This window comes from Bradyrhizobium jicamae (assembly GCF_001440395.1).
GTDB lineage: Bacteria > Pseudomonadota > Alphaproteobacteria > Rhizobiales > Xanthobacteraceae > Bradyrhizobium > Bradyrhizobium jicamae.
Genome location: NZ_LLXZ01000039.1, coordinates 1 through 26,072, shown reverse-complemented (window position 1 = coordinate 26,072; position 26,072 = coordinate 1). Strand labels below are relative to the sequence as shown.

Genomic DNA, 26,072 nt, shown 5'->3' with positions numbered 1-26,072 from the left:
GGCCTATTTGTGCGGGCGGTTTTGAAAAGGCAACGCGATTCAATTCCAGGCCGGAACGTGCTGGCCGTATCGCCGGCCAGTCGTGAAAAGACGCGGTCGAAAATGCTGCAAAATCTGAAGAGACCCCTGCCCCGACCGCCAAGGCGAAATAAGTTATAAAAAATTCAATACGTTATATGGTTAACCAATCACTAAGAGCGGTTTTCCCGCGCTGCAGCGCCGATCAGAGCATGAAAAAGGGCGCCCCGCGGTGCGAGGCGCCCTCCCCTTAGCCCGGTTTGCCGGCTCAGGTATTCATGGAATCGAAGAACTCCGAGTTGTTCTTGGTGTTGCGGAGCTTGTCGAGCAGGAAGTCGATCGCGTCCATCGTGCCCATCGGATTGAGGATCCGGCGCAGCACGTACATCTTCTTCAGGAGTTGCGGATCGGTGATCAGCTCTTCCTTGCGGGTGCCCGAGCGCGAAATGTCGATCGCCGGGAAGGTCCGCTTGTCCGAGACCTTGCGGTCGAGGATCAGTTCGGAGTTACCGGTGCCCTTGAACTCTTCGAAGATGACTTCGTCCATGCGGCTGCCGGTATCGACCAGCGCGGTCGCGATGATCGTCAGCGAACCGCCCTCCTCGATGTTGCGTGCCGCACCGAAGAAACGTTTCGGCCGCTGCAGCGCGTTGGCGTCGACACCGCCGGTCAGCACCTTGCCGGACGACGGCACCACGGTGTTGTAGGCGCGACCCAGACGCGTGATCGAGTCGAGCAGGATCACGACGTCGCGGCCGTGTTCGACCAGGCGTTTGGCTTTCTCGATCACCATCTCGGCGACCTGGACGTGACGCACGGCGGGTTCGTCGAAGGTCGACGACACCACCTCGCCCTTCACCGAGCGCTGCATATCCGTGACTTCTTCCGGACGCTCGTCGATCAGGAGCACGATCAAATAGCATTCAGGATGATTGGCGGTGATCGAGTGCGCGATGTTCTGCATCAGCACCGTCTTGCCGGTGCGCGGCGGCGCCACGATCAGCGCGCGCTGGCCTTTGCCGATCGGCGCAACGATGTCGATCACCCTTGCAGAAAGGTCTTTCCGCGTGGGGTCTTCGAGTTCGAGGCGGAAACGCTGGTCCGGAAACAGCGGCGTCAAATTGTCGAAATTGACCTTGTGCTTGGACTTTTCCGGATCTTCAAAATTGAGCGTGTTGACCTTGAGCAGCGCGAAATAGCGTTCGCCTTCCTTCGGGCTGCGGATGTGGCCTTCGATGGTGTCGCCGGTGCGAAGACCGAAGCGGCGGATCTGCGATGGCGAGACATAGATGTCGTCGGGGCCGGGCAGGTAGTTGGCGTCGGGCGAGCGCAGGAAGCCGAAGCCGTCGGAGAGAACCTCGACGACGCCTTCGCCGATAATATCGATTTCCTGAATCGCGAGCTGCTTGAGAATGGCGAACATCAGCTCCTGCTTGCGCATGGTGCTGGCATTTTCGACCCCGCTCTCTTCGGCGAACGTGACGAGCTCGGCCGGCGTTTTCGATTTGAGGTCTTGGAGTTTCATTTCCCGCATTGGGGTGGTCCTGTGGAGTATCTTTTGAGAAGGGGTGCGAGGTGGCTTTAGGAAAAAGCGGACACGAAAAAGGGAAGGTCCGCAGGTCTAAGCAAGGAAAGCGCCGGTGAGGCTTCAAACCTGATGCGGCGGCCGGTCCAATGAAGGAGCCGGAACGCAGCCACATCCGCCTGCGTGGGGTGGGATTTCGATAATATAGAAAATCGGCTGCCGCTTCGCAAGCAGGTGAGAAACGGCCGAACCTTCGAAATCGCCTCCTAGAACGGCTTCACGACCACCAGGATGACTATGAAAATCATGAGGACGGTCGGCACCTCATTGATAATACGATAGAATTTCTGACTTCTGGTATTTCGGTCGGCGGCGAAATCCTTGACCCATCGGGTAAAAAATCCGTGGACGCCGGACAGGATGAGCACCAACGTCAGTTTGGCGTGAAACCAGCCGTACCTGTACCAATCCCCACTCCAGACCAGATAAAGCCCGGCCAGCCAGGTGACGATCATCGCGGGATTGATGATCAGCTTCAGCAGTCGCCGTTCCATCACCTTGAAGGTCTCGGACTGCTTCGATCCGACCTCGGCCTCGCAGTGATAGACGAACAGCCGCGGCAGATAGAGCATGCCGGCCATCCACGAGATCACGGCGATCACATGCAGCGCCTTGATCCAGGGATACGCCGTGAGGATGGTGAACTCGTACATTGCAGTCGCCCCGACCTTGCTCACGCTGGAACGTTCGGATCATCCCGGCGTTGCGAAGAAGCTCTGCAAGCCGGGGACGGAAGACATATCCGCAAAGCTCCGCTTCCCTAAACTAATAATTTTAGAATCTTAGGTTTGAGTCTAAGTGACGGTGATTTGGACTCACACAAAACCGTCCCGCATTTTTGCGCGGCTTGTTCACATCCGTCACCAATTTTGGCCAGGCACGCGGTCGTCCGGATAACGCCACTGGCATCAATCGCTTGCGATGTTTTGTGGCCAGCTTATGAAGAGACAAATCCACATCTTCTCACTATCATTGCCGCGAGGCGGTGGACTTGTCCTCGCGTGAGGCCCTGTGAAGAAACCGAGGGTTATCCCTGAGGCGATCACGCAGGGTCCGACATCTCGGTTAAGCTCCACAGGATTCACAGGAATACACAGGGGTTCTGGTGCCCACGACCGGCAACTATTTTCATCTTCATCTGGTGTCGGATTCCACCGGCGAGACGCTGATCACGGTGGCGCGCGCGGTCGCTGCGCAATACGCCAACGTAACGGCGGTCGAACATGTCTATCCGCTAGTGCGCAGCCAGAAGCAGCTCGATCGCGTGCTCGACGAGATCGAGGAGGCGCCGGGCATCGTACTCTTTACGCTTCTTGAAAAAGATCTGGTCGGCCGGCTGGAAGCCAAGTGCAGGGACATCAATATCCCGAGCCTCTCCATCATCGGCCCGGTGATGCAACTGTTCGAAGCGTATCTCGGCGCGGCAACGACGGGCAGGGTAGGCGCCCAGCACGTTCTGAACGCGGAATATTTCAAGCGCATCGATGCCTTGAACTACACCATGATGCATGACGACGGGCAGCACGTCGAAGGCCTGGAGGAGGCCGACGTGGTTCTGGTCGGCGTGTCCCGCACCTCGAAGACGCCGACCTCGATCTATCTCGCCAACCGCGGCGTCCGTACCGCGAACGTGCCGCTGGTGCCGGGCATTCCGCTGCCGCACCAGTTGGAGACGTTGAAAAAGCCGCTGGTCGTCAGCCTCCATGCCACGCCGGAGCGGCTGATCCAGGTCCGGCAAAATCGACTATTGAGCATGGGGGCGGATACGCCCAACGATGATTACATCGATCGTCAGTCCGTGGCCGACGAAGTTGCCTATGCGCGGAAGCTGAGCGCCAAATTCAGTTGGGCCCAGCTCGACGTGACACGGCGCTCGATCGAGGAAACCGCCGCCGCGGTGCTAAAACTGTTCACCGATCGACAGCGACAGCGGCTGCCGGAATGAAGCTGATACGATGACCATCTGGCGCGAAAAAGATCTGCTGATTCTGGCTTCGCAAAGCCGTGCACGGCAAACGCTGCTCGCCAACGCCGGCATTCCCTTCAAGGCCGTTCCCGCCGATATCGACGAGCGCGCGCTGCAGACCAATTCCGGCCTTTCGTCGCCTGGCGAGATTGCGGGCCTGCTGGCGCGCGAAAAGGCGCAGTTCGTGTCATCAAAAAATCCCGGCCGCCACGTCGTCGGCGCCGATCAGACGCTGGCTTTGGGAAGCCGGTTGTTCAGCAAGCCGGCCGGCCGCGCACAGGCGGCCGATCAATTGCGCGTGCTTGCCGGCCAGACCCATGAGTTGCACTCCGCCGTTGCGGTTGCCCGCGACGGCAAGATAGGGTTTTGCGATGTCAGCGTTGCCAGCATGACGATGCGGCGTTTGAGCGACAGTGAGATCGAAAACTATCTTGATCAGGCGGGCGACGCGGTCACGACCAGTGTCGGCGCCTATCAGCTCGAAGGTCTGGGCGTGCATCTGTTCGAACGCATCGAGGGCGATCATTTCACCATCCTCGGCCTGCCGCTGCTGCCGTTGCTGGCGTTCCTGCGCGGCGAGGGCCTGCTCAATGTCTAGAACGGAAACGGCGATCTGAATGCGTATTCTCGGACTGACCGGCTCGATCGGGATGGGAAAATCCACCACCGCAAAGCTGTTCGTCGAGGCTGGCGTGCCGGTTTACGACGCCGATGCCGCGGTTCACAAAATCTACGAAGGCGAGGCGGCGCCGGCGATCGAGGCGGCATTTCCCGGCACGACGGTCGACGGCAAGGTCGATCGCGCCAAATTGTCCGCCAAGGTGGTGCACGACCCTGCCGCCATCAAGCAGCTCGAGGGAATCGTTCATCCGATGCTCGGTGCGTCCCGCAAGAAATTCCTCGACGAGGCCGAACGCGCCGGCGCGCCGGTGGTGGTGATGGATATTCCGCTCTTGTTCGAAACCGGCGGCGAGAAACGCGTCGATGCCGTCGTCGTTGTCTCTACCGATGCAGCGACCCAGCGCGAACGAATTTTGGCGCGCGGCACCATGACCAATGAGGCGCTCGATGCCATTCTGGCGCGGCAATTGCCCGACGCCGAAAAACGCAAACGGGCGGATTTCGTGGTGGATACCTCGCATGGACTGGACCCGGTGCGGACCGCCATCCGCGACATTCTGATCGAGGTCGTTAAGATGCCGCAGCGGCGAGTTTGATTCGCCTCTAAGCTACGGTTCCCGAAATCCATGCGTGAAATCGTTCTTGATACCGAAACCACAGGCCTCGACCCGCTGCGCGGTGACCGGCTCGTCGAGATCGGCTGCATCGAAATCTTCAACCGCATGCCGACGGGGCAGACGTTTCACCGCTATATCAATCCCGAGCGCGACATGCCGGCGGAAGCATTTAACGTGCACGGCCTGTCCACCGAGTTCCTCGCCAGCAAGCCGCTATTCACCGAAGTGGTCGAGGAGTTCCTGGAATTCATCGGCGACGCGCCGCTTGTCATCCACAACGCCTCGTTCGACGTCAGCTTCATCAACGCCGAGCTCGACCGCATCAAGCGGCAGCCGATCTTGCGCGAGCGGCTGGTCGATACGCTGCTGCTGGCGCGCCGCAAGCATCCGGGCGTGTCGAACCGGCTGGACGATCTCTGCTCGCGCTATTCGATCGACAATTCCCGCCGCACCAAGCACGGCGCGCTGCTGGACGCCGAACTCCTGGCCGAGGTCTATATCGACCTGATCGGCGCGCGGCAGTCGCAGCTGATTCTGGCGTCGGAAACCCGCGTCACGATTACCAGCGGACCGGGCGACACGCCACGCCGGCAGCGCGACGTACCGCTTTCGCCGCGAATCACCGACGCGGACCGCGAGGCCCATCGCGCCTTTGTCGCCACCTTGGGCGACAAGCCGATCTGGAACGATTTTCTGCCGGCAGCGGTCTAAGCCGCCGTTGCCTTAGCTCGGCTTCGCGCCGGAAGCGACCTGCGCCGCAGCCTGCCGCTCCATGTTCTGGCGGTACAGGCCGACGAAATCGACGGGATCGAGCATCAGGGGCGGGAAGCCACCGTCGCGCACGGCGGTTGCGATGATCTCGCGCGCAAACGGGAACAACAGCCGCGGGCATTCGATCATGACCAGCGGATGAAGCTGTTCCTGCGGCACGTTGACGATGCGGAACACGCCCGCATAGGCGAGTTCGAAGCTGAACATCACCTTGCCGCCATTTTCAGCCTTGCCCTCGATCGAGAGGGTCACCTCGAACTCGTTCTGCGCGAGATTGTTCGCCCCGACGTTGATCTGGATGTTGATCGCCGGCTGCTGCTGCTGCGGAGCAAGCGAGGAGGGCGCGTTCGGATTCTCGAACGACAGGTCCTTGGTGTACTGGGCCAGCACATTGAGCTGGGGAGGGGCCTGCTCGGAAGGCGCGCCGTTGCCGTTGGTCATGAAAATCTCTCCTGAAGCGCTTGCGAGCGCGGCCCGGGTTCGTCTGGAATGCGTTTTCCGGGCGAGTGGCTATCATAGCCCCGGCTCGTTCCACAAGGACGACGGTCCGGCAGTTGCGTTGCCCGACCGCCAATTGTGGCGGATATGCCTAATACCTCTCCACCGAAGGGCCAATACGCAACCTAAATTATTGAATATGCGTGATTTCCGGATGCGATCGGGTTTCCCCTCGCGACCAAAACGCGCTACAATTGACCCGCGCCAAAACGCGCCATTGGCCGGGCTTAGTTTCATGCCTACATGCAGCAGTCTCAATCGATGATGTAATCTCCCGTTCCCAGGGAAAACTCGCAAGAGAACCTCTCATCAGGGAACGCTCGACCGCCGGGCCCGTTGCCGGCGCTAGAACCAGAAAGCGAAGACGACGTGGATATCTACACCATCATTTTCCTGGCGCTGGCGGTCTTCATCTTCCTGCGCCTGCGCAGCGTCCTCGGCCAGCGCACCGGGAGCGAGCGGCCCTATGATCGGGCTGCGCCCAATGTCGCGCAGCGCACGCAGGACAATAATAACGTCGTTCCGATGCCGGGCACAGTCATTGACCAGGCGCCCATGCCGCCGAACGCCGATGTCGCGCCGGCCGATCGCTGGAAGGACATTGCCGAGCCGGGCACGCCGCTCGCCGCAGGTCTCGACGGTATCGCCGCCCAGGACTCCTCGTTCGACCCCAAGCACTTCCTCTCCGGCGCCCGCAGCGCCTACGAGATGATCGTGCTGGCCTTCGCCAATGGCGACCGCCGCGCGCTGAAGGATCTCCTGTCCAGCGAGGTCTATGAGAGCTTCGAGGCCGTGATCAAGGATCGCGAGAAGCACGAGCAGAAAACCGAAACGCGGTTTGTTTCTATCGACAAGGCCGAGCTGGTGAGCGCGGAAGCCCGCGATCGCGCGGCGCAGCTGACGGTTCGCTTCGTGTCGCAGATGATTTCGGTCACCCGAGACAAGACCGGCGCCATTGTCGATGGCAACCCCGATAAGGTCGCCGATATCACCGATGTCTGGACATTCGCCCGCGACACGAGCTCTCGCGATCCGAACTGGAAGCTGGTTGGCACCGGAAGCGCGGGCTAATTCGCCGGGCCTTGCAAGGCTCGCGTTTGGCGTGATCGCTTTGGCGTGGTTGCTCGCTTCGGTGGATGCCGCAGCCGCGCGCCATGCGCGCTCGCAAAGGCCTTCGCCGCCGCCGCCGTCGCCGCCCATCCGACACCTGCCATATCCGGAACTTGAACTGCCGTTCCAGATCAGCGGCGGCCAGTATGCGCCCGTCGCCTGGTCCGAGATCGCGGGCTGGAGGGAGGATGATCATCTTGCCGCCTACAACGCATTTCGCGTCAGCTGCAGGCCGATAGCGGCGCAGCAAAAGCCGCCGGCGGATCCGAAGGCGCTCGGTACCTCGCTGCGCGATCCCTGCCGTATCGCCAAGGGTCTCGAACTATCGGACAGTGGGAAGGCGAAGGCGTTTTTCGAAGAGCACTTTCTTCCCGTGCGCATTTCCCGGCTTGGCGAAGGCGAGGGCTTTGTCACCGGTTATTACGAACCCATCGTCGACGGCTCGCGGACGGAGAACGAGGTCTACAAGGTGCCGGTCTATCGCCGGCCGTCCAACCTGTTCGTCCGCGGCACCACGCAGAGCTCGGTCGGCTTGCCCAACAAGGGCCAGGTGTTCCGCAAGATCGGCCGCCGCAAGCTCGTGCCCTATTACGACCGCGCCGAGATCGAGGATGGTGCCATTGCCGACCGCGGCCTCGAAATTTGTTTCCTGAGGGAACAGACCGACCTGCTGTTCTCGCAGATCCAGGGTTCGGCGCGGGTCAGCCTCGACGACGGCTCCACGCTTCGTATCAATTATGACGCCCATAATGGCTTTCCCTATACGGCAGTCGGCCGCATCCTGATCGAGCGCAACATCATCCCCAAGGATCAGATGTCGATGCAGAAGATCCGGGAGTGGATGGAGCAAAACCCCAACGAGGCCGACGAGCTGCGGCGGCAAAACAAGTCCTACGTCTTTTTCCGCGAGGTGCAGCTTTCCGACAAGGATGAGGCGGTCGGCGCCCAGGGCGTGCCGTTGACGCCGGGCCGGTCGATCGCGGTCGACAAGGCGCTGCATGTCTATGGCACGCCGTTCTTCATCGAAGGCGAGCTGCCGATCGAAACGGAGCTGTCAAAGACGCCGTTCCGCCGGCTGATGATCGCGCAGGACACCGGCTCCGCCATCGTCGGTCCCGCGCGCGCCGACCTTTATTTCGGTGCCGGTCTCGATGCGGGCAAGGTTGCCGGCCGCCTTCGTCACAGTGCGCGCTTCGTGATGCTGGTGCCGAAGAGCCTCGATCCCGGTGCGCGCGGCCGCAAGATGCCGGTGCCCGACGCGCGGCCGTCGGAGCAGATCGCGAGGCTGTTCCCGCAAACCGATCGGTCGAAGAATCCTGCCAAGTCGCCGCCAGACATTACCGCCGGGACTAACGCCAGGCCTACGGCCCCGGTGGGAGCACCGCCCGCAACTGCGCCTTCGCCAGCGGTCCAGGCTGCGGCGGCAACGCCGGTACCGCTTCCCGAGCCGCGGCCGAAAGTTGAAGCCGTTTCACCGCAGCCGCGTCACCTGCGCCGATATCGCCACCGTCGATGAAGCGCCGTTCTTCCAGCCTGATACCCGAACTGCCGGAGCCACCACGACGCAAGCGCGGCCTGAGCGAGGAAGAGCGCGCGCTGTGGGAGAGCGTCGCCAAGCAGGTCAAGCCGCTGCGCAAGCGCCACCGCGTCGCGAAGTCGTCGATCGCCTCAGCCGAAGCCAATAGCAAGATCACGCCCAAACCCGCCGCTACGCCAAAGCATGTCGTGCGAATTGTTCTGCCTTCAAAGCCGGAGCCGCCGCCGCTGGCCCCGATCGGCCGTCGCGAGCGATCGCATCTGTCGCGCGGCCGCAAGGAGATCGATGCAAGGCTCGATTTGCATGGCATGACGCAGACGCGGGCGCATCGCGCGCTGTTCGGTTTCCTGCAACGCGCCCATCATGACGGGCTGACGTTCGTGCTGATCATTACCGGCAAGGGCAAGATGGGCGCAGAATCCGAACGCGGCGTATTGCGCCGCCAGGTGCCGCAATGGCTCGGCCTGCCGGAATTCCGCTCGCTGGTGGTCGGCTTCGAGGAAGCCCATATCGGCCATGGCGGCGAGGGCGCCTTGTACGTCCGGGTGCGTCGGTCCAGGCTTTAGAAGGGCCGCACGATTCCAACGCGCGGGATCAGCGTCACGATCCAGCCCATCGCCGACGTCTTGCGATCATGTGCCGATATCGGCGGGGCGGTCTTTGAAGCTGGCAGCATTTTCACCGCGTGCAGGATCAGGAACAGGCACACCGCCCAGTTCGAAATCCACCGTGAATAATCGAACACGATCGCGAACATGATCAGATAGCCGAGGCTGACGAGAATGATTGCGGCGGGAACAATGCGGCGGTGTGCATCATTCGACAACACATCGATCAGATTGCGAAAATATTGCCAGAGCGGCGCGTGCAGCCAGATCAGGAACGCGAATACGGGAATGCCGAGAAGATTGTGGGGCAGGCGCTGCCATGTATCCAGAATTTCCTTCGTGAGCGGCTGATACCAGATATAGCCAAAGCTCAGCAGATCCGCTCGCGACGGATCCGCCATCCGACCTTGCAGGTGCGCGACGAACTCTGTCTCGGGCACGGCCATCGCACCGTAGAACTGTGCCGCAATGAAAAGCACGCCGACGGCGGCCAGTGATGCGATCCCAACGGCGGCATTCTGCCGGTTCACACCCTGCATCAGGTAATAGCGCAGCACCACAATAACCGCGATAGTCGGCACATACATCAGCAGATGAATGTGGTGGATCAGGATGAGTACGGCGGAGAGCAGTCCGGCGAGCAGCACATAGCCAAGCGAGCGGGCCGGAAGCAGCAGCAGGCAGATCGCGAACAGGCATCCGTAGATGTCGAAATGCCCTAGCGTGTGCATGAAGTTTTTCAGGAAGAACGGCGAGCCGGCCATGAAGACGAACAGCGGCAAATTCTTTTCGTCGAAGCCGAACGTCCGACGGAATAGCTGGGCGAACAGGCCGGCCGTCATCAGCCACACCGCGCCGCCAACGGCAAACACCAGCCACACCGGCACTTTGGCCGTAAACACCGACACGATCGCGCCAAGCAGCGCGCGCTTGGTGAAGCCGAAATGATAGTCGACCAAGAGGTGGATATAGGGAACGTAAGGCGGCAGCGAGATCTTGTGCAGCAATACCCCGGCGAGAACGGCGGCATTGACGGCAAGCATCAAGCGCCGGGGGTTTTCCCACAGCCGCAATGTCATTCCGCCCCATCGTCCCTGCGAACGCAGGGACCCCCAATAACCACCGGCCTGGACCGCAAACGGGATAGCGGCCCGAGCCGAAGCGCACAACAAAGATTTGTGGTTATGAGGGCCGTAGTAGCCCGGATGTAGCCCTCGGGCGCGCGTTCACGCGACCCGTTGGCTCCTAGGGGCCTCGGCCGCCAGAGGCTACAGAATAAACCGGCTCAGATCGGAGTTCTTGGCGAGGTCGCCGATGTGCTTCTGAACATAGTCGGCATCGACCTTGATGGTCTCGCCATGGCGGTCCGGCGCAGCGAAGGAAATCTCGTCGAGTACGCGCTCCATCACCGTCTGCAGCCGCCGCGCGCCGATGTTCTCGACCGTCGAATTGACGGCGACGGCGATGTCGGCCAGCGCGTCGATCGCGCCGTCGGTGATGTCGAGCGTGACGCCCTCGGTCTGCATCAGCGCGACATACTGCTTGATCAGCGACGCTTCCGGCTCGGTCAGGATTCGGCGCATGTCATCGCGGGTCAGCGCTTCCAGCTCGACGCGGATCGGCAGGCGGCCCTGCAACTCCGGCAGCAGGTCCGAGGGCTTTGCGATGTGGAACGCGCCCGAGGCGATGAACAGGATGTGGTCGGTCTTGACCGCGCCGTGCTTGGTCGTGACCGTCGTGCCTTCAATCAGCGGCAGCAGGTCGCGCTGCACGCCCTCGCGCGATACGTCGCCGCCGAGCCGGTTCTCACGCACGCAGATCTTGTCGATCTCGTCGAGGAACACGATGCCGTTGTTCTCCACCGCGGCAATCGCTTCCAGCACGAGCTGGTCATTGTCGAGCAGCTTGTCGGATTCCTCGTTGACGAGAATTTCGTGCGAGCTTTCCACCGTCAGCCGGCGGGTCTTGGTTCGCCCGCCCAGTTTGCCGAAGATGTCGCCGATCGAAATCGCGCCCATCTGCGCGCCGGGCATGCCCGGAATTTCGAACATCGGCATGCCGCCGGAGGATTGCGTCTCGATCTCGATTTCCTTGTCGTTGAGCTCGCCGGCGCGCAGCTTCTTGCGGAAGGAATCGCGGGTGGCGGGGCTCGAGGCGGGTCCGACCAGCGCATCCAGCACGCGCTCTTCAGCGGCGAGCTGCGCGCGGGCCTGCACGTCCTTGCGCTTGCGCTCGCGCACCTGGATGATCGCGACCTCAACGAGATCGCGGATGATCTGTTCGACGTCACGGCCGACATAGCCGACCTCGGTGAACTTCGTCGCCTCGACCTTGAGAAACGGCGCCCCGGCGAGTTTCGCCAGCCGCCGCGCAATCTCGGTCTTGCCGACACCGGTCGGCCCGATCATCAGGATGTTCTTCGGCAGCACTTCCTCGCGCAAATTGCCGGTGAGCTGCAGCCGGCGCCAGCGGTTTCGCAGCGCGATCGATACCGCGCGCTTGGCGTCGGCCTGGCCGACAATGAAGCGGTCGAGTTCGGAGACGATTTCACGGGGAGAAAAGTCGGTCATGGGTCCTAGGTAGGGGTCCAATGTCGCGAGAACAAGCCGTAGATGAGGGCGCTCAGATGATCGGCGGCCCACTTTGCCACAGCTTGATCGCCTCGAAGGGGTGAATCAGCATGATGATGTTGAGCGTCAGATTGTCGCGAATGTGAAGCGCCAATACGAGCTCGAACAGCAGTGCCAGCGCCACGGTGACGGCCACGGGAAGCTTTTTCGCCAGCAGGAAGCCGCCGATCATCGCAAGCATATCGGAGATCGAGTTGACGATGGTGTCGCCGAAATAATCCAACGAGATCGTGGCGGCGCGGTAGCGGTTGATGATCCAGTCGGAATTCTCGACCAGTTCCCAGCCGCCTTCCACCAGCATGGCGAGGATCAGGCGTCCCTGCCAGGCGAGCCGAGGGAACGCGAGGAAGGCCGCGCCGTAGAACAGAAAGCCGTGCAGGATGTGCGACAGCGTGTACCAGTCGGCGATGTGCTGGGAATTTTCCGAACTCTGCACCACGCCGTGCCAGAGCTTGACATAACCGCAGGCGCAGATCGGCAGGCGTCCCATCCCGTACAGGATGGCGGCCTGGGCTGCGAGGATGGCGATGGCGATCGACAGCCATTGCCAGCCTGAAAGGGTGCGGAGGAAGGGCGCCTTGTCGATGCTGCTGGTCGAGGTCATGTGTTGCGGACCATCAATAGAGCGGGGCCATCAGGTGTATCGACCATCCCGACTTTTTCAAAGCCCGCTTTCTCGTAGGCCCGCAAGGCCCTTGTATTGGCCGGATCGGGATCGGTGACAATGCGTGGGGCGCCCTTGCTCAGGCGCTCGTCAACGAAGGCGCGAATGAACGCCGAACCGTGTCCGCGTCCGACCATATCGGGCTCGCCGATGAACTGGTCGATGCCACGGGTGCCTTTCGGGTGCTTCCCAAAACCTGAATTCCATGCGGTCAGGTCGTAGCACTGCAGATAGGCGAAATCGCTGCCTCCGGCGGAGACGATGAACTGATCCATCGCCGGTTCGTTCAGATCGCTGCTGACCAGGTCATATTGTTCGGAAGGATCGCCCCACCATTGCACGACATGCGGTTCGGCAAGCCAGCGTCGAATGAGTGGCAGGTCGGCTGTCGTCATCGGGCGGAAAGCATAATCCGGCGCCATGGACCGGCGGCTCCCTCAGAGCGATTCGATCGTGACGTTCCGGTTGGTATAGACGCAGATGTCAGCCGCGATATCGAGCGCCCGGCGCACGATCGTCTCGGCATCCTTGTCGGTTTCGACCAGGGCGCGGGCAGCGGCCAGCGCGTAATTGCCGCCGGAGCCGATCGCCATCACGCCCGCTTCCGGCTCCAGCACGTCGCCGGTGCCGGTCAGGACCAGCGAGACGTCCTTGTCGGCGACGATCATCATCGCCTCCAGCCGGCGCAGGTAGCGGTCGGTCCGCCAGTCCTTGGCGAGCTCGACGGCCGCCCGGGTCAATTGCCCCGGATATTGCTCGAGCTTGCTTTCCAGCCGCTCGAACAGGGTGAAGGCGTCGGCGGTCGCCCCGGCGAAGCCGCCGATCACGTCGCCCTTGCCGATTTTGCGGACCTTTTTGGCGTTGGCCTTGATGACGGTCTGGCCGATCGAGACCTGGCCGTCGCCGCCGATTACCACCTTGCCGCCCTTGCGGACCGTCAAAATCGTCGTGCCGTGCCAGATCGGCAGGTTGCTTTCAGATGCTTGCATGGATTGTCCTCGTTCCCGTCAGATTTAGGGGCTGGCGGGGAGGGTTACAATCGCGGCATTTGTAGCGTTTTCGAGCGAAGTGGGGACCGGTTCGCGTAAAGAAAACGCGTCAGAACAAAACGGGCCGTGATTTCGGTCACCATAGGCCGAAGTTCAGCCCCGTAAGCTTCATCCCGCAGTAGCGAAGGCGACATCGGCCTGTTAAAAGGGCCGCGTTTTCGGCCCCAAACGGCCCAAGGGAAGCAGTTTTCATGCGCACAGCGTCCATCAAGCGCAAGACCAAGGAAACCGATATCGAGGTCGCGGTAAACCTCGACGGGTCAGGCGTGTCCAAGGTTTCGACCGGGATCGGCTTTTTCGACCACATGCTCGACCTGTTGGCCCGGCATTCCCGCATCGACATCACCGTCAAGGCGGACGGCGACCTGCACGTGGACCACCACCACACCACCGAGGACGTCGGCATTGCGCTCGGGCAGGCGGTGAAGCAGGCGCTCGGCACCATGGCCGGCATCACCCGCTATGCCTCGGTCCACATGCCGATGGACGAGACGCTGTCGCGCGTCGTGATCGACATTTCGGGCCGGCCGGTGCTGGTGTTCAAGGTCGATTTTCCGCGCGACAAGGTCGGCGAGTTCGACACCGAGCTGGTGCGCGAATGGTTCAACGCCTTCACCATCAACGCCGGCGTGACTTTGCACGTCGAGACCCTATATGGCGAGAACAGCCATCATATCGCCGAATCCTGTTTCAAGGGTCTGGCAAGGGCGCTTCGTGCCGCAGTCGCGATCGATCCGCGCAATGCGGGCGAAGTACCTTCCACCAAGGGTCAGCTCGGCGGCTGATTCCTTGTTCGCGTTTTCGTTCGCGGCGGAGAGGTTCGATGCCGGTCTACACAGTGCATGCTCCCGTAGCCAACGGCGCCGATCTTTCGGCGACCGACAAGTTCGTCTTTGTCCGTGACGGCTTCCATTTCTGGGCCGCGGTCGCGGGCGTGCTCTGGCTGCTCTGGCATCGGCTGTGGCTGGCGTTGATCGGCTGGATTGTTCTCCTGGTCGCCGTGCACGTCGGGATGTCGGCGCTCGGCGCGAGCCGCGGCACGATCTTCGTCGTCGACATCCTGCTTTCCATCCTGATGGGCCTCGAGGCGGCCAGCCTGCGGCGCTGGACGCTGTCGCGGCGCAAATGGCGACAGCTCGACATCGTGGTCGCCGACGATGAGGAGACGGCCGAACACCGTTTCTTCGAACGCTGGACCGGCCGGCAGCGCGGCCCGATCAACGACCAATGGTCGGTCGATCGCGGCGGACCGCCGCCGACCCGCAACATTCCGAGCCAGCCGTTCTCCAAACCGCCGCCGCCACTGCCGCAAGGCGGGATCATCGGCCTGTTTCCTGAGCCGGGAGGGCCGCGATGACGGTTGCGATCGTCGATTACGGTTCCGGCAATCTTCACTCGGCGGCAAAGGCGTTCGAGCGTGCCGCGCGGAGCATGGAAGAGCCGCAGAAGGTCATGGTGACGCGCGATCCCGACGCGGTGTTTCGCGCCGATCGCATCGTGCTGCCCGGTGTCGGCGCCTTTGCCGATTGCCGCCGCGGCCTCGATGCCGTGGACGGCATGCTGGAAGCGATGACCGAAGCGGTGCGCGTCAAGGCGCGACCGTTCTTCGGCATCTGCGTCGGCATGCAGTTGATGGCGACGCGCGGCAAGGAGCATGTCACGACCGACGGATTCAACTGGATCGGGGGCGACGTCGAGAAGATTTCGCCGCGCGAGGAGAATCTGAAAATCCCGCACATGGGCTGGAACACGCTCGACATGGTCCGCGAGCATCCGGTGCTGGAGCGCCTGCCGCTCGGGCCGAAGGGCCGCCATGCCTATTTCGTGCACTCCTATCACCTCAACGCTTCCAGCGAGGCGGATGTGCTGGCGCGCGCCGACTATGGCGGCCCGGTAACGGCGATGGTCGGCAAGGACACTGCCATCGGTACGCAGTTTCACCCCGAGAAGAGCCAGCGGTTTGGCCTGGCCCTGATCTCGAATTTCCTGAAGTGGAAGCCGTGATTCTCTTTCCCGCCGTCGACCTGAAAAACGGCCAGTGCGTGCGCCTCGAGCAGGGCGACATGGCGCGCGCCACCGTGTTCAACCTCGATCCCGCGGCGCAGGCGCGTTCCTTCGCCGAACAGGGGTTCGAATATCTCCATGTCGTCGATCTCGACGGCGCCTTTGCCGGCAAGCCGATGAATGCGCTGGCCGTCGAGGCGATGCTGAAGGCCGTCACCATGCCGGTGCAGCTTGGCGGCGGCATCCGCGATCTCAAGACCGTGGAGGCCTGGCTCGACAAGGGCATCGCGCGCGTCATCATCGGCACCGCGGCGGTGCGCGATCCCGAGCTGGTGAAGAGCGCCGCGAAAAAATTCCCGGGCCGGGTCGCCGTCGGCCTCGACGCGCGTGACGGCAAGGTCGCGGTCGAAGGCTGGGCCGAGACCTCGCAGGTGACCGCGCTCGAAATCGCGGAACGGTTCGAGGACGCCGGCGTCGCCGCGATTATCTTCACCGACATCGCGCGCGACGGCCTGCTGAAGGGCCTCAACCTCGATGCGACCATTGCGCTGGCCGAGCGCATCTCCATTCCCGTGATCGCCTCGGGCGGGTTTGCCTCGATCGAGGACGTCAAGGCGCTGTTGGAGCCGCGCGCCAAAAAGCTCGCCGGCGCCATTGCCGGCCGCGCGCTCTATGACGGCCGGCTCGATCCCGCCGCAGCCTTGACGCTGATCCGCAACGCGCGCGCGGCGGCCTAGGAGTTTCGTCATGTTCAAGGTCCGCGTCATTCCCTGTCTCGACGTCAAGGACGGTCGCGTGGTCAAGGGCGTAAACTTTGTCGACCTGCGCGATGCCGGCGATCCCGTCGAGGCGGCGATCGCATATGACGCCGCCGGCGCCGACGAACTGTGCTTCCTCGATATCACCGCCACCCACGAAAACCGCGGCACCATGCTTGATGTGGTGCGGCGCACGGCGGAGGCCTGCTTCATGCCGGTGACGGTCGGCGGCGGGGTGCGTACCATCGACGACATCAAGACGCTCTTGCGCTCGGGCGCCGACAAGGTCTCGATCAACTCGGCCGCCGTCTCCAACCGCGAATTCGTCAAGCAGGCGGCCCAGAAATTCGGCGAGCAGTGCATCGTGGTCGCGATCGACGCCAAGCGGGTCAAGCGCGGCGGCGGCTCCGACCGCTGGGAGATCTTCACCCATGGCGGCCGCAACTCGACCGGGATCGACGCCATCGAATACGCCCAGGAAGTGGTATCGCTCGGTGCCGGCGAAATCCTTCTGACCTCGATGGACCGCGACGGCACACGGCAGGGGTTCGACCTGCCGCTGACGCGGGCCATCGCCGACAGTGTCCCCGTACCGGTCATTGCATCCGGCGGCGTCGGCCATCTCGACCACCTCGTCGATGGCATCCGCGAGGGCCACGCCACCGCGGTGCTGGCGGCCTCGATATTCCATTTCGGCGAATTTACCATACGCCAAGCCAAGGAGCACATGGTCCGCGCCGGCCTGCCGATGCGGCTCGATCCCTGACGACTCCCCGTCACAAAAGTGCTAAGTCCCTGTTCGGGACGGCGCCGCAGGCCTCAGGCCGGGCGCGAGTGTTGAGTTCGGTTGATGTCGCGTTTCACGATCCACGATCTGGCCGCCACCATCGATGCACGGGCTGCATCGGGAGGAGAGGCGTCCTACACCCGCAAACTGCTCGACAAAGGTGCGGAGCACTGCGCCAAGAAGCTGGGCGAGGAAGCGGTCGAGACCGTGATCGCGGCGATCGAGAACGATCGCGATCATCTGATCGCCGAAAGCGCCGATCTCGTATTTCACCTGTTGGTACTTTTGAAGGCGCGTGGCGTGACGCTTGAGGAGGTCGAGGCCGCGCTGGCGCAGCGGACGTCGATGTCCGGGCTTGAGGAGAAGGCGTCGCGCAAGCGCGACTGACCGAGAGGACAGCTGATGGATATTCGGGCTCCCGACCAGCAGTACAACCCTTACCGCATTTTCACGCGCGAACAGTGGGCGCGGTTGCGCGACGACACGCCGATGACGCTGGAGCCCGGCGAGTTCGAGCGGCTGCGTTCGATGCACGATCGCCTCGACATGCAGGAGGTCGAGGACATCTACCTGCCGCTGTCGCGCCTGTTATCGATCTATGTCGACGCCACCGATCGGCTTTACCGGGCGCAGCGCCAGTTCCTCGACATCCGCGACCGCAAGGTGCCCTACATCATCGGCGTCGCCGGCTCGGTGGCGGTCGGCAAATCGACCACCGCGCGCGTGCTGCAGGCGCTGCTGGCGCGCTGGTCGCCGCGGCCCAAGGTCCAGATGGTGACGACCGACGGTTTCCTGTTTCCCAATGCCGTGCTCGAGCGGCAGGGCCTGATGCAGAAAAAGGGCTTTCCCGAGAGCTACGATCTGCCGACGCTGCTGGCGTTCCTCTCCGACATCAAGGCCGGGCGCCGGCCGGTGCGCGCGCCGGTCTATTCGCATCTGGTCTACGACATCGTGCCGAACCAGTGGATCGAGGTCGATACGCCGGACATCCTGATCGTCGAGGGCGTCAACGTGCTGCAGACCGGCCGCCTGCCGCGCGACGGCAAGGCGGTGCCCGTCGTCTCCGACTTCTTCGACTTCTCCGTCTATATCGATGCCGAGGAGTCGGTGCTGCGCGAATGGTACGTGCGGCGCTTCCTCGCGCTCAGGGATACCGCGTTCACCGATCCCAAATCATACTTCCATCGCTATGCCGTGCTCTCGGACGAGGAGGCGACGGCGACCGCGATCGCGATCTGGGAGCGCACCAACCTCGCCAATCTCGAGGACAATATTTTGCCGACCCGTCCGCGCGCGACGCTGATCCTGAAAAAACGCGCCGATCATCTGGTCGAGACGGTAGCGCTGCGGCGGCTGTAGTTTTTCGTAGGGTGGGCAAAGGCGCAACGCGCCGTGCCCACTATCTATCCGATCGGTGAATGGAATGGTGGGCACGCTTGCGCTTTGCCCACCCTACGAATCTTATGCCGCGATATGCCGTGACGTGATCAGGCCGAGGAGCGCCTCGGCGAGCTTTTCGCGGTCGAGCGGCTTGATCAAAAATCCGTCCATGCCGGCTTCGAAGCAGGCATAGCGGTCCTCTACCAGCGTGTTGGCCGTGAGCGCGAGGATCGGCGTCCGGCTTGTCGGCTCGCCGGCCTCGAGGCTGCGAATCCGCTTGGTGGTCTCGATGCCGTCGAGCTGCGGCATCTGGATGTCCATCAGCACGAGATCATAGGGGGTGCCCGCCGATTTCGCCGCCAGCCAGGACTCTAACGCCTCGGCGCCATTGGTGGTGATCATGGCGTGATGACCGAGCCGGCCGAGCAACGAGCGGATCAACAGCGCGTTGATCTGATTGTCCTCGGCAACCAGGATCGACAGGCCCTTGGCCGGGGCCGTGGTCGGCTGATCGATCGGATCGCTCGCGGGATCCAGGCTCGGCGAGGTCACCTCGGGTGCTGCCATCAGGCGGGCCGCGAGCGAGGCGGCGCGCAGTGGCTTGACCAGATAGCCGGTGAAGGCTGAGATCGTGGACGGTTGCAATTCGTGCCGCGTCGCCGGCGTGAACATCACGATGCGCTGCGTGGCGTGAAGGCGCGCGGCTTCACCGAGCCGCTGGATATCGGAGAGTCCCAGCGCGTGGTCGATCAGCACGGCGTGCCAGGCGCGCTCGGGCAACAGCGCCTCCGCGACATCGGTGTCCGACACCATGCAGGTCTGACCGCCCCAGCGCTGCAGCCGCCGCGCGGCCAGCGAGGCCTCGATGTTCTGCGGCGACACCAGCATGATCGACTGGCCGTTGAGATCCGGCGCGGCGAACGAGATTTGTTCGGCGGCCGAGGCGGCAAGCGGAATCGAAACTTCGAATGTCGAGCCGATGCCCGGCTGACTCTCCAGCGTGATGCGGCCGCCCATGCGCTTGACGATACGGTCGGAGATGCTGAGGCCAAGGCCGGTGCCGCCATAGCTGCGGGCGATCTTGTCGTGGGCCTGCTCGAACTCGCGGAAGATCCGCTCGCGCGCCTCGGGCTCGATGCCGATGCCGGTGTCGCGCACCAGGAAGCTGATTTCATTGGGCCAGATGCCGGGCTCGACGATCAGGGCGACGCCGCCGGTCGAGGTGAACTTGATGGCATTGCCGGCGAGATTGAGCAGCACCTGGCGCAGCCGCGCCGCGTCGCCGACCACCTCGCTCGGCAGCCGCTCGTCGACATAGGCGGCCATCTCGATTTTCTTGGCCTCCGCGCGCGGCGCCAGCAATTCGGTGATGTCCTCGATCAGGCGGGATAGCGCGAACGGACGATGGTCGAGATCGATCTTGCCGGCCTCGATCTTGGAATAGTCCAGCAGTTCCTCGATCAGCGACAGCAGCGCGTCGCCGGAGGTCTTCACCGCCTTGACATAGGTCGTCTGTTCCGGCGTCAGCGGCGTATCCATCAGCAGGCCACTCATGCCGATGATGCCGTTGAGCGGCGTGCGGATCTCGTGGCTCGCCATGGCGAGGAAGCGCGACTTGGCGCGGCTCGCGGCATCGGCCTGGTCGCGGGCCTCCGTCAGCGCGCGCTCGCTCTCGGTGCGGTCAGTGACGTCGCGGCCGACGCTCTGCATTTCAGCGCGCTCTCCGGCATCGTTGCGGACCAAGCCCTCGCGCCATGCGATCCAGCGCGGGCCGAGCGGCCCCTCGATTTGCTGGTCGTGGACGCGGGTGCCGTTCGGCTCCAGCGCGGTGTCGCCCTGTTCGAGGACGCGAAGTGCGAAGCGGCTGCCGACCAGCGCGTGGCGCGGCGTTTGCGCGAGCTCGCAATAGGCGTCGTTGGCATAGCTGATGCGGCCCTCCGCATCGCGCAGCACGATCAGGTCACCCTGTGCTTCGAACAGGCGGCGGGCGCGTTGCTCGGCTTCCTGCAATTCCCAGTTCCGGTCGGCGAGCGCTTCATTATGAAGCGCGATCTTGCGCATCCTCTTGCGCAGCAGCCGCAGCCGGAAGCTCAAGGTCGCCAGCGCGACGCAGGCGAGTGCGAACAGGAAGGCCACGCCGATCGCAAAAGAGTGCGGGTCATAGCCGGAATTTTCCGTCCTGGCCCCGGCGATGAATCCATAGGCTGCGCCGAACACGATCGAGAAGATCATGAAAGAGCGCAACGCGAAGGTGAGCCAGGGATGGCGGCGGCCGAAGCGGCGAAAGCGAAGTTTGATCCGGAATGTCCGCCCCATCGCCAATGACCCTGAGCTTGCTGCTTGAACTGAACCGGCCCGCTGCACCGTATGCCTTAGACAGACGATGCGTCGCCGACGTTGCAAAGTGCTTGAGGTACTCAGCGCGGAACCGCCGCGATGAGAACAGGGTGAATGAAACGTTAACCGAGCATGGTCCGTGAGAGCGGAAACCGATTTACCATGCGCCAGACTTAAAGCGACGCCGCCTGGATGCGGTGGCGCTCGCCGCGGGCGCCGACGAGCAGGGCGGCGGCGTCGAGCAGCGAAAAGGTCTTTGAGGATACGAAGATGCTGTAGTCGGCCGGCCCGTCCCGGGAAAGATAGATCACCGGATCGGAGCCGGATGGTTTTCGGGAGATCGCGACCAGTCGCGGCGGCGTATTGCTCTCGCAGGCGCCGGCCTCGGCCGTATCGATGTCGTCGATCACGGCGAAGTCGGCCGCTTCGGCGCTGTCGGCGATCTGGACCCGAACCGTCGCGCGGGACGGATCGCTGGTGAAGCTGACGTGGTGGTGCGCCTCCCAGGAGAGGGCGGCGATCTGGACGGAAGTGCCCGCGATTTCGATGCAGGGCCGCGGACCGCCCAAAAACTCGCTCCGCGCGAACAGGGCGACAATCGCCAGCGGAACCACGGAGACCAGGACTTTCAAACGCAACATGACACGCTACCCACTCGCCATAAGCCCGCGACATGGGGCTTATGGTTGGCAGAGGGTAAAGGAAACTAGTTACCGCGAAGTTGACGCCGGTTGTTTTCTGCAGCAGCGGCATCCTGATCGCGAGTGAAGGGGAGACGCGGCACGATCGCTCATGGATGACCGTCGTTTCCGCAGCGGCAAGGCATCCGGTACGCTGCGGCCTTTCAGCGTCATTGCGAGCGCAGCGAAGCAATCCATCTCTGCGCGCGTGAGGCGACAATGGATTGCTTCGCTTCGCTCGCAATGACGTAGATAAAGTTTCGCGATCCCGCGAAAATCAGAGGCGATTTGCCCGTCGTGCCGATTTGCCGCAGTTGCTGCATAAAATTGCCCTCGTAGGCGAGGCAAATCAGCTTGCGGTTCAAGAACACGACGCAAGCAAGTTTGCCAACGGCGCGTGTCGACAGATGGATTGACCAGGGAAGAGGTTGCGTCATGCGAACATTTTTGGGGCTCGCCGTCACGATTGTCTGCGCCGCGATCTCGACCGCGGATTCCGCGTCGGCCAAGAAGATGAAGCAAGTGCTCGAGGCGAAGATGGCCTGCACCAAGGCCCCATCCGATCTGACCATCGGGCCAAAATTTCTGTCGCATGTAAAGCGCATGTGCGAGGGCAAGACGGAGTGCAGCGTCGGGCCAGGTGAGTTGTTCGCGGCCGAAGACATGGAGCGCTGGGGATGTAACAAGGGATTCTTCGTTCTCGTCAGCTGCGGCGGCAGTGACAAGCAACAATATCCTTCCGACAACGTGAAACAGAAGATCGACGTGTTTTGCGACGCGCCGTAGTACGAGGCGGCCCGCTCTCGCCGAACTCCGATGCCGAATTCCGTCGAAAGTCGTTTCGCGCTAGGGTCGTTCGGCGGCAGTCGTCGCGGCGAGATAACGCGCCAGTTCGCCGCGTGGATCCTCACGAAAACTCTGGCGATCCCGCTGTTCGGGCGGCGCGCGCCAGCCCGGCTCGACGCCGGTCATGTCGGGCAGTTCATGGGCGATACCCTTGTGGCAATCGATGCAGGTCTTCTCGCCGGAGACGAGAAACTTGCCATGGATTTCCGCTGCGCGCCGTGTCTGCTTGGTGAAGTCCATCGCCGCCGAGGAATGGCAGTTGCGGCATTCCAGCGAATCATTGGCCTTCAGCCGCGCCCATTCGTGCTTGGCGAGCTCGAGCCGGTGATCCAGAAACTTCTGCCGGGTGTCGATCGTCCCGAAGATCTTGCCCCAGACCTCCTTTGACGCCTGCATCTTGCGGGCGATCTTGTCGGTCCACTCATGCGGCACGTGGCAGTCGGGACAGGTTGCCCGAACGCCCGAACGGTTCGAGAAGTGGGGCGTGTGCTGCAATTCCTGGAAGACGTTGTTGTGCATCTCATGGCAGGAGGTGCAGAACTTCTCGGTGTTGGTGACTTCGAGGGCGGTATTGAAGGCGCCCCAGAACAGCACGCCGCAGATGAAGCCGCCGAGCGCGAGAAAGCCCAGGCTGAGATGCGTGCTGGGGCGGCTGGCGATGCGCCAGAACCAGATCAGCAGTTCCTTGAGCCGCTTCATCGCCCACTCACTTCTTCTCGGGTTCGACGAGCAGCATGTCCTTGAACGTGCTCGGGACCAGCGGCTGTGCGTCGGTTTGCTGGACATGGCAGGCGGTGCAGAAGTAGCGCCGCGGGGTGACGTCGGCGAGCACCTGCCCGTTGCGGTCCATGAAGTGGGTGACGCTGATCATCGGCGCACCCGAGCCTTCGGTGAATTGCCGCCGGTGACAGTCGAGGCAGCGGTTGGTCTTGAGCGTGAGCTGATAATTGTCGATCGAATGCGGAATGATCGGCGGCTGCTCCGGATAGTTGCGCATCAGCCGCTTGTCATCGATGACGGGCCGCGGCAGGGCAGGCGCCGGCACGTCGCCCATCGGCGAAGCGGCGCCGGTGACGCGCGGCACGATCTGCGGCGCGTTCTGCGCATAGATCGCGCCGCAGGCGAACACCAGCATGCCGCCAAGCAGCGCGCCGGCAAGCGGCGTTCGAAGTCTCTTCAGGCCGGAATGATCTTGACCGCGCATTTCTTGAAGTCCGTCTGCTTGGAAATGGGATCGGTTGCGTCCAGCGTCACCTTGTTGATGAGCTGGCTGGCGTCGAACCAGGGTACGAAGACCACGCCGCGCGGCATCCGGTTGCGGCCCTTGGTGTCGACCCGGCTCCTGATCTCGCCACGCCGGGAGACCACCCGGACCTCCGCGCCTTCGTTGATGCCCCGCGCGCGGGCGTCCTCGGCATGCATGTAGACCCTGGCGCCGGGATACGCCTTGTAGAGTTCGGGCACCCGCATGGTCATGGAGCCGGAGTGCCAATGTTCGAGCACGCGGCCGGTGACGAGCCAGACGTCGTATTCCTTGTCGGGCGACTCGGCAGGCGGCTCATAAGGCACTGCGATGATCCGCGCCTTGCCGTCCTTGTTGCCGTAGAACTCGACGCCCTTGCCCGCCTTCACATAGGGATCAAGGCCTTCGCGGTAGCGCCATTTGGTCTCCTTGCCGTTGACGACGGGCCAACGCAGTCCCCGCACCTCGTGGAGGGTGTCGAAATCAGCGACATCGTGGCCGTGCCCGCGGCCGAACTGGGCGTATTCCTCGAACAGTCCCTTCTGCACGTAGAAGCCGAAGACCTTTGCTTCGCGGTTCTCGTACTCGGCGGGAATTTCGCTGACCGGGAACTTGTCGACATTGCCGTTGCGGTAGAGAACGTCGAACAGCGTCTTGCCGCGATAGTTGGGATTGGCGTCGAGGATCTGCGCCGGCCACACCTCGTCGGTGGTGAAGCGTTTTGAGAATTCCATTATCTGCCAGAGATCGGATCGCGCTTCGCCCGGTGCGTTGACGAGCTGCCGCCAGACATGGGTGCGGCGCTCGGCATTGCCGTAGGCGCCTTCCTTCTCCACCCACATCGCCGCCGGCAGCACCAGATCGGCGCACATCGCGGTGACGGTCGGATAGGCATCCGAGACCACGATGAAATTGTCCGGATTGCGGTAGCCTGGATAGGTCTCGCGCGAATTGTTCGGCGCGGCCTGCATGTTGTTGTTCACCTGAACCCAGTAGAAGTTCAGCTTGCCGTCATGCAGCATGCGGTCCTGCTCGACGGCGTGATAGCCGGGCTTTTCCGGAATAATGCCGTGCGGGATGCGCCAGATTTCTTCCGCGTGCTTGCGGTGCTCCGGATTGGTGACGACCATGTCGGCAGGCAAACGGTGCGCGAAAGTGCCGACCTCGCGCGCCGTCCCGCAGGCGGAGGGTTGCCCGGTCAGCGAGAACGGCGAGTTGCCGGGCTCGGAGATCTTTCCGGTGAGCAGGTGCAGATTGTAGAGGAGCTGGTTGGCCCAGACGCCGCGGACATGCTGGTTGAAGCCCATCGTCCACAGCGACATCACCTTCCGCTTGGGATCGGCGTAGAGCTCGGCGAGCTCCTGCAGGAAGCCGCGCTCGACGCCGCTAAGCTCGGACACTTTCTCGAGCGTGTAGTCCTTCACGAAGGCGGCATAGGCATCGAAATCGATCGGCTGGGTGGCGCCGGCGTTTGCTGCGCCCTTGGCCTTGACCTCGAGCGGATGATCCGGGCGCAGGCCGTATCCGATATCGACCGTGCCTTTCACGAAGGTGGTATGGTTCTTCACAAAATCCTGGTTGACCCGCCCCGTCGTGATGATGTGGTTGGCGATGTAGTTCAGGATCGCCAGATCCGTGCCGGGCTTGAACACGATCGGGATGTCGGCGAGGTCGGAGCTGCGGTTGGTGAAGGTCTGGAGCACCGCCACCTTCACATGCGGCTGGCTCAATCGCCGATCAGTGAGACGCGTCCAGAGGATCGGATGCATCTCGGCCATGTTCGAGCCCCACAGCACGAAGGCATCGGCGGCTTCGAAATCGTCGTAGCAGCCCATCGGCTCGTCCATGCCGAAAGTGCGCATGAAGGCAACGGCTGCGGAGGCCATGCAATGGCGCGCATTCGGATCGAGGTTGTTGGAGCGGAATCCGGCCCGCATCAGCTTGGTGGCGGCGTAGCCTTCATAGACCGTCCATTGCCCCGACCCGAACATGCCGAGCGCCGTCGGACCCTTGTCCTTCAGCACCGCCTTGGCCTTGGCTGCCATGACGTCGAAGGCTTCGTCCCACGTCACCGGCGTCAGTTCGCCGTCCTTCGCGAAGGCGCCGCCCTTCTTGCGCAGCAGCGGCGTGGTCAGGCGGTCGCCGCCATACATGATCTTGGAAAGGAAATATCCCTTGATGCAGTTCAGGCCGCGATTGACCTCGGCGAGCGTATCGCCGTGGGTGGCGACGACCTTGCCGCTCTTGACGCCGACCATCACCCCGCAGCCGGTGCCGCAGAAACGGCAGGGCGCCTTCGACCATTTGATTTCCAGCGAGCCGCCGCCGCCCTGCACCGGCTGCGCGGCCGCAGGCGCGGCGAT

The 26,072-nt window shown here is 62.8% G+C and carries 29 protein-coding genes; 15 read left to right on the top strand and 14 right to left on the bottom strand.

Features of this window, described 5'->3' with window-relative positions; genetic code table 11:
• Positions 1-286: 286 nt before the first annotated feature.
• Positions 287-1,552 (bottom strand): transcription termination factor Rho, encoded by a 1,266-nt coding sequence (rho, locus tag CQ12_RS06415; RefSeq protein WP_057834504.1) that lies wholly within the window; start codon positions 1,550-1,552, stop codon positions 287-289.
• Between the two features lie 257 nt (positions 1,553-1,809).
• Entirely contained in the window at positions 1,810-2,256 is a 447-nt protein-coding gene (gene hemJ, locus CQ12_RS06410) for a protoporphyrinogen oxidase HemJ (RefSeq protein ID WP_057834503.1), read from the bottom strand.
• Between the two features lie 452 nt (positions 2,257-2,708).
• On the opposite strand from hemJ, the gene CQ12_RS06405 reads away from it, so the two are divergent.
• The 4 genes from CQ12_RS06405 to dnaQ are packed head-to-tail and all read left to right on the top strand — an operon-like array spanning position 2,709 to position 5,518.
• The gene (locus CQ12_RS06405; RefSeq protein ID WP_057834502.1) at positions 2,709-3,548 is read left to right on the top strand and encodes a pyruvate, water dikinase regulatory protein; all 840 of its coding nucleotides are present in this window, start codon (positions 2,709-2,711) and stop codon (positions 3,546-3,548) included.
• Positions 3,549-3,558: 10 nt separating this feature from the next.
• Positions 3,559-4,167: a Maf family protein gene (locus tag CQ12_RS06400; protein ID WP_057834501.1), complete on the top strand. Its 609-nt coding sequence runs from the start codon at positions 3,559-3,561 to the stop codon at positions 4,165-4,167.
• A gap of 19 nt (positions 4,168-4,186) precedes the next feature.
• Positions 4,187-4,786 (top strand): dephospho-CoA kinase, encoded by a 600-nt coding sequence (coaE, locus tag CQ12_RS06395; RefSeq protein WP_057834500.1) that lies wholly within the window; start codon positions 4,187-4,189, stop codon positions 4,784-4,786.
• A 30-nt stretch (positions 4,787-4,816) separates the two neighbouring features.
• Positions 4,817-5,518, top strand: coding sequence for a DNA polymerase III subunit epsilon (dnaQ, locus tag CQ12_RS06390; RefSeq protein ID WP_057834499.1), 702 nt, complete (start codon positions 4,817-4,819; stop codon positions 5,516-5,518).
• Between the two features lie 12 nt (positions 5,519-5,530).
• Here dnaQ and secB read toward each other — a convergent pair whose 3' ends face one another.
• On the bottom strand, positions 5,531-6,019 hold the full coding sequence (gene secB, locus CQ12_RS06385; protein WP_057834498.1) for a protein-export chaperone SecB: 489 nt from the start codon (positions 6,017-6,019) through the stop codon (positions 5,531-5,533).
• A 426-nt stretch (positions 6,020-6,445) separates the two neighbouring features.
• Here secB and CQ12_RS06380 point away from each other — a divergent pair, with 426 nt between their 5' ends.
• Genes CQ12_RS06380 through CQ12_RS06370 form a run of 3 tightly spaced genes read left to right on the top strand, consistent with a single transcriptional unit; the run spans position 6,446 to position 9,289 of the window.
• The gene (locus tag CQ12_RS06380) at positions 6,446-7,147 is read left to right on the top strand and encodes a Tim44/TimA family putative adaptor protein (protein ID WP_057834497.1); all 702 of its coding nucleotides are present in this window, start codon (positions 6,446-6,448) and stop codon (positions 7,145-7,147) included.
• On the top strand, positions 7,125-8,702 hold the full coding sequence (mltA, locus tag CQ12_RS06375; protein WP_083519153.1) for an MltA domain-containing protein: 1,578 nt from the start codon (positions 7,125-7,127) through the stop codon (positions 8,700-8,702). The genes CQ12_RS06380 and mltA overlap by 23 nt, the downstream gene beginning before the upstream one ends.
• Positions 8,699-9,289 carry a Smr/MutS family protein gene (locus CQ12_RS06370; protein WP_057834496.1) on the top strand — a complete coding sequence of 197 codons (591 nt, stop codon included), beginning with the start codon at positions 8,699-8,701 and terminating at the stop codon, positions 9,287-9,289. Before mltA ends, CQ12_RS06370 begins: the two co-directional genes overlap by 4 nt.
• Here CQ12_RS06370 and CQ12_RS06365 read toward each other — a convergent pair.
• From CQ12_RS06365 to hslV, 5 genes are all read right to left on the bottom strand, one after another.
• The gene (locus tag CQ12_RS06365) at positions 9,286-10,410 is read right to left on the bottom strand and encodes a hypothetical protein (RefSeq protein ID WP_057834495.1); all 1,125 of its coding nucleotides are present in this window, start codon (positions 10,408-10,410) and stop codon (positions 9,286-9,288) included. The genes CQ12_RS06370 and CQ12_RS06365 overlap by 4 nt on opposite strands.
• 189 nt (positions 10,411-10,599) lie before the next feature.
• Positions 10,600-11,901 carry an ATP-dependent protease ATPase subunit HslU gene (gene hslU / locus CQ12_RS06360; RefSeq protein WP_057834494.1) on the bottom strand — a complete coding sequence of 434 codons (1,302 nt, stop codon included), beginning with the start codon at positions 11,899-11,901 and terminating at the stop codon, positions 10,600-10,602.
• A gap of 52 nt (positions 11,902-11,953) precedes the next feature.
• Complete coding sequence (locus CQ12_RS06355; RefSeq protein ID WP_057834493.1) at positions 11,954-12,565, bottom strand: DUF2585 domain-containing protein; 612 nt, start codon at positions 12,563-12,565, stop codon at positions 11,954-11,956.
• Entirely contained in the window at positions 12,562-13,047 is a 486-nt protein-coding gene (locus CQ12_RS06350; RefSeq protein ID WP_057834492.1) for a GNAT family N-acetyltransferase, read from the bottom strand. Before CQ12_RS06350 ends, CQ12_RS06355 begins: the two co-directional genes overlap by 4 nt.
• Before the next feature lie 15 nt (positions 13,048-13,062).
• A complete protein-coding gene (gene hslV / locus CQ12_RS06345) occupies positions 13,063-13,614 on the bottom strand; it encodes an ATP-dependent protease subunit HslV (RefSeq protein WP_057834491.1) in 552 nt (183 codons plus the stop codon).
• Positions 13,615-13,865: 251 nt separating this feature from the next.
• On the opposite strand from hslV, the gene hisB reads away from it, so the two are divergent.
• The 7 genes from hisB (at position 13,866) to coaA (ending at position 18,582) form a co-directional block, all read left to right on the top strand.
• A complete protein-coding gene (gene hisB, locus CQ12_RS06340; RefSeq protein WP_057834490.1) occupies positions 13,866-14,459 on the top strand; it encodes an imidazoleglycerol-phosphate dehydratase HisB in 594 nt (197 codons plus the stop codon).
• A 38-nt stretch (positions 14,460-14,497) separates the two neighbouring features.
• The gene (locus CQ12_RS06335; protein WP_057834489.1) at positions 14,498-15,031 is read left to right on the top strand and encodes a DUF2628 domain-containing protein; all 534 of its coding nucleotides are present in this window, start codon (positions 14,498-14,500) and stop codon (positions 15,029-15,031) included.
• The gene (gene hisH, locus CQ12_RS06330; RefSeq protein WP_057834488.1) at positions 15,028-15,678 is read left to right on the top strand and encodes an imidazole glycerol phosphate synthase subunit HisH; all 651 of its coding nucleotides are present in this window, start codon (positions 15,028-15,030) and stop codon (positions 15,676-15,678) included. The genes CQ12_RS06335 and hisH overlap by 4 nt, the downstream gene beginning before the upstream one ends.
• Entirely contained in the window at positions 15,666-16,415 is a 750-nt protein-coding gene (hisA, locus tag CQ12_RS06325; protein ID WP_198164082.1) for a 1-(5-phosphoribosyl)-5-[(5-phosphoribosylamino)methylideneamino]imidazole-4-carboxamide isomerase, read from the top strand. The genes hisH and hisA overlap by 13 nt, the downstream gene beginning before the upstream one ends.
• A gap of 10 nt (positions 16,416-16,425) precedes the next feature.
• Positions 16,426-17,202 (top strand): imidazole glycerol phosphate synthase subunit HisF, encoded by a 777-nt coding sequence (gene hisF / locus CQ12_RS06320; RefSeq protein WP_057834487.1) that lies wholly within the window; start codon positions 16,426-16,428, stop codon positions 17,200-17,202.
• 84 nt (positions 17,203-17,286) lie between these two features.
• Positions 17,287-17,610, top strand: a complete 324-nt coding sequence (locus CQ12_RS06315) for a phosphoribosyl-ATP diphosphatase (RefSeq protein ID WP_057834486.1) — start codon at positions 17,287-17,289, stop codon at positions 17,608-17,610.
• Between the two features lie 15 nt (positions 17,611-17,625).
• Positions 17,626-18,582 (top strand): type I pantothenate kinase, encoded by a 957-nt coding sequence (coaA, locus tag CQ12_RS06310; protein WP_057834485.1) that lies wholly within the window; start codon positions 17,626-17,628, stop codon positions 18,580-18,582.
• A 102-nt stretch (positions 18,583-18,684) separates the two neighbouring features.
• On the opposite strand, the gene CQ12_RS06305 is transcribed toward coaA, so the two are convergent.
• The 3 genes from CQ12_RS06305 to CQ12_RS06295 form a co-directional block, all read right to left on the bottom strand.
• Positions 18,685-20,919: a PAS domain-containing hybrid sensor histidine kinase/response regulator gene (locus tag CQ12_RS06305; RefSeq protein WP_057834484.1), complete on the bottom strand. Its 2,235-nt coding sequence runs from the start codon at positions 20,917-20,919 to the stop codon at positions 18,685-18,687.
• Positions 20,920-21,113: 194 nt separating this feature from the next.
• Positions 21,114-21,581 (bottom strand): hypothetical protein, encoded by a 468-nt coding sequence (locus CQ12_RS06300; protein ID WP_057834483.1) that lies wholly within the window; start codon positions 21,579-21,581, stop codon positions 21,114-21,116.
• A 209-nt stretch (positions 21,582-21,790) separates the two neighbouring features.
• Entirely contained in the window at positions 21,791-22,168 is a 378-nt protein-coding gene (locus CQ12_RS06295; protein WP_157088033.1) for a hypothetical protein, read from the bottom strand.
• Between CQ12_RS06295 and CQ12_RS06290 the strand changes: the two genes are divergently transcribed.
• On the top strand, positions 22,158-22,406 hold the full coding sequence (locus CQ12_RS06290) for a hypothetical protein (protein ID WP_157088032.1): 249 nt from the start codon (positions 22,158-22,160) through the stop codon (positions 22,404-22,406). The two genes, CQ12_RS06295 and CQ12_RS06290, sit on opposite strands and share 11 nt — an antisense overlap.
• Positions 22,407-22,466: 60 nt before the next feature.
• Here CQ12_RS06290 and CQ12_RS06285 read toward each other — a convergent pair whose 3' ends face one another.
• The 3 genes from CQ12_RS06285 to napA all read right to left on the bottom strand — a co-directional run.
• Positions 22,467-23,165, bottom strand: a complete 699-nt coding sequence (locus tag CQ12_RS06285; protein ID WP_057834480.1) for a cytochrome c3 family protein — start codon at positions 23,163-23,165, stop codon at positions 22,467-22,469.
• A gap of 7 nt (positions 23,166-23,172) precedes the next feature.
• A complete protein-coding gene (locus CQ12_RS06280; protein ID WP_057834479.1) occupies positions 23,173-23,670 on the bottom strand; it encodes a nitrate reductase cytochrome c-type subunit in 498 nt (165 codons plus the stop codon).
• Positions 23,643-26,072 (bottom strand): periplasmic nitrate reductase subunit alpha (napA, locus tag CQ12_RS06275; protein WP_057834478.1); only part of this gene is annotated, 2,430 nt, incomplete at its 5' end. The genes napA and CQ12_RS06280, both read right to left, overlap by 28 nt.

Coding starts and splice junctions, on each gene's coding strand:
- CQ12_RS06315 (WP_057834486.1), top strand. CDS start 17,287: ATGTCGCGTTTCACGATCCACGATCTGGCCGCCACCATCGATGCACGG.
- hslU (WP_057834494.1), bottom strand. CDS start 11,901: ATGACCGACTTTTCTCCCCGTGAAATCGTCTCCGAACTCGACCGCTTC.
- CQ12_RS06300 (WP_057834483.1), bottom strand. CDS start 21,581: ATGTTGCGTTTGAAAGTCCTGGTCTCCGTGGTTCCGCTGGCGATTGTC.
- hisB (WP_057834490.1), top strand. CDS start 13,866: ATGCGCACAGCGTCCATCAAGCGCAAGACCAAGGAAACCGATATCGAG.
- secB (WP_057834498.1), bottom strand. CDS start 6,019: ATGACCAACGGCAACGGCGCGCCTTCCGAGCAGGCCCCTCCCCAGCTC.
- coaE (WP_057834500.1), top strand. CDS start 4,187: ATGCGTATTCTCGGACTGACCGGCTCGATCGGGATGGGAAAATCCACC.
- hemJ (WP_057834503.1), bottom strand. CDS start 2,256: ATGTACGAGTTCACCATCCTCACGGCGTATCCCTGGATCAAGGCGCTG.
- coaA (WP_057834485.1), top strand. CDS start 17,626: ATGGATATTCGGGCTCCCGACCAGCAGTACAACCCTTACCGCATTTTC.
- CQ12_RS06280 (WP_057834479.1), bottom strand. CDS start 23,670: ATGCGCGGTCAAGATCATTCCGGCCTGAAGAGACTTCGAACGCCGCTT.
- CQ12_RS06335 (WP_057834489.1), top strand. CDS start 14,498: ATGCCGGTCTACACAGTGCATGCTCCCGTAGCCAACGGCGCCGATCTT.
- CQ12_RS06290 (WP_157088032.1), top strand. CDS start 22,158: ATGGCCTGCACCAAGGCCCCATCCGATCTGACCATCGGGCCAAAATTT.
- CQ12_RS06400 (WP_057834501.1), top strand. CDS start 3,559: ATGACCATCTGGCGCGAAAAAGATCTGCTGATTCTGGCTTCGCAAAGC.
- CQ12_RS06305 (WP_057834484.1), bottom strand. CDS start 20,919: ATGGGGCGGACATTCCGGATCAAACTTCGCTTTCGCCGCTTCGGCCGC.
- hisH (WP_057834488.1), top strand. CDS start 15,028: ATGACGGTTGCGATCGTCGATTACGGTTCCGGCAATCTTCACTCGGCG.
- rho (WP_057834504.1), bottom strand. CDS start 1,552: ATGCGGGAAATGAAACTCCAAGACCTCAAATCGAAAACGCCGGCCGAG.
- CQ12_RS06285 (WP_057834480.1), bottom strand. CDS start 23,165: ATGAAGCGGCTCAAGGAACTGCTGATCTGGTTCTGGCGCATCGCCAGC.
- CQ12_RS06365 (WP_057834495.1), bottom strand. CDS start 10,410: ATGACATTGCGGCTGTGGGAAAACCCCCGGCGCTTGATGCTTGCCGTC.
- CQ12_RS06370 (WP_057834496.1), top strand. CDS start 8,699: ATGAAGCGCCGTTCTTCCAGCCTGATACCCGAACTGCCGGAGCCACCA.
- dnaQ (WP_057834499.1), top strand. CDS start 4,817: ATGCGTGAAATCGTTCTTGATACCGAAACCACAGGCCTCGACCCGCTG.
- CQ12_RS06350 (WP_057834492.1), bottom strand. CDS start 13,047: ATGGCGCCGGATTATGCTTTCCGCCCGATGACGACAGCCGACCTGCCA.
- CQ12_RS06355 (WP_057834493.1), bottom strand. CDS start 12,565: ATGACCTCGACCAGCAGCATCGACAAGGCGCCCTTCCTCCGCACCCTT.
- hisF (WP_057834487.1), top strand. CDS start 16,426: ATGTTCAAGGTCCGCGTCATTCCCTGTCTCGACGTCAAGGACGGTCGC.
- hslV (WP_057834491.1), bottom strand. CDS start 13,614: ATGCAAGCATCTGAAAGCAACCTGCCGATCTGGCACGGCACGACGATT.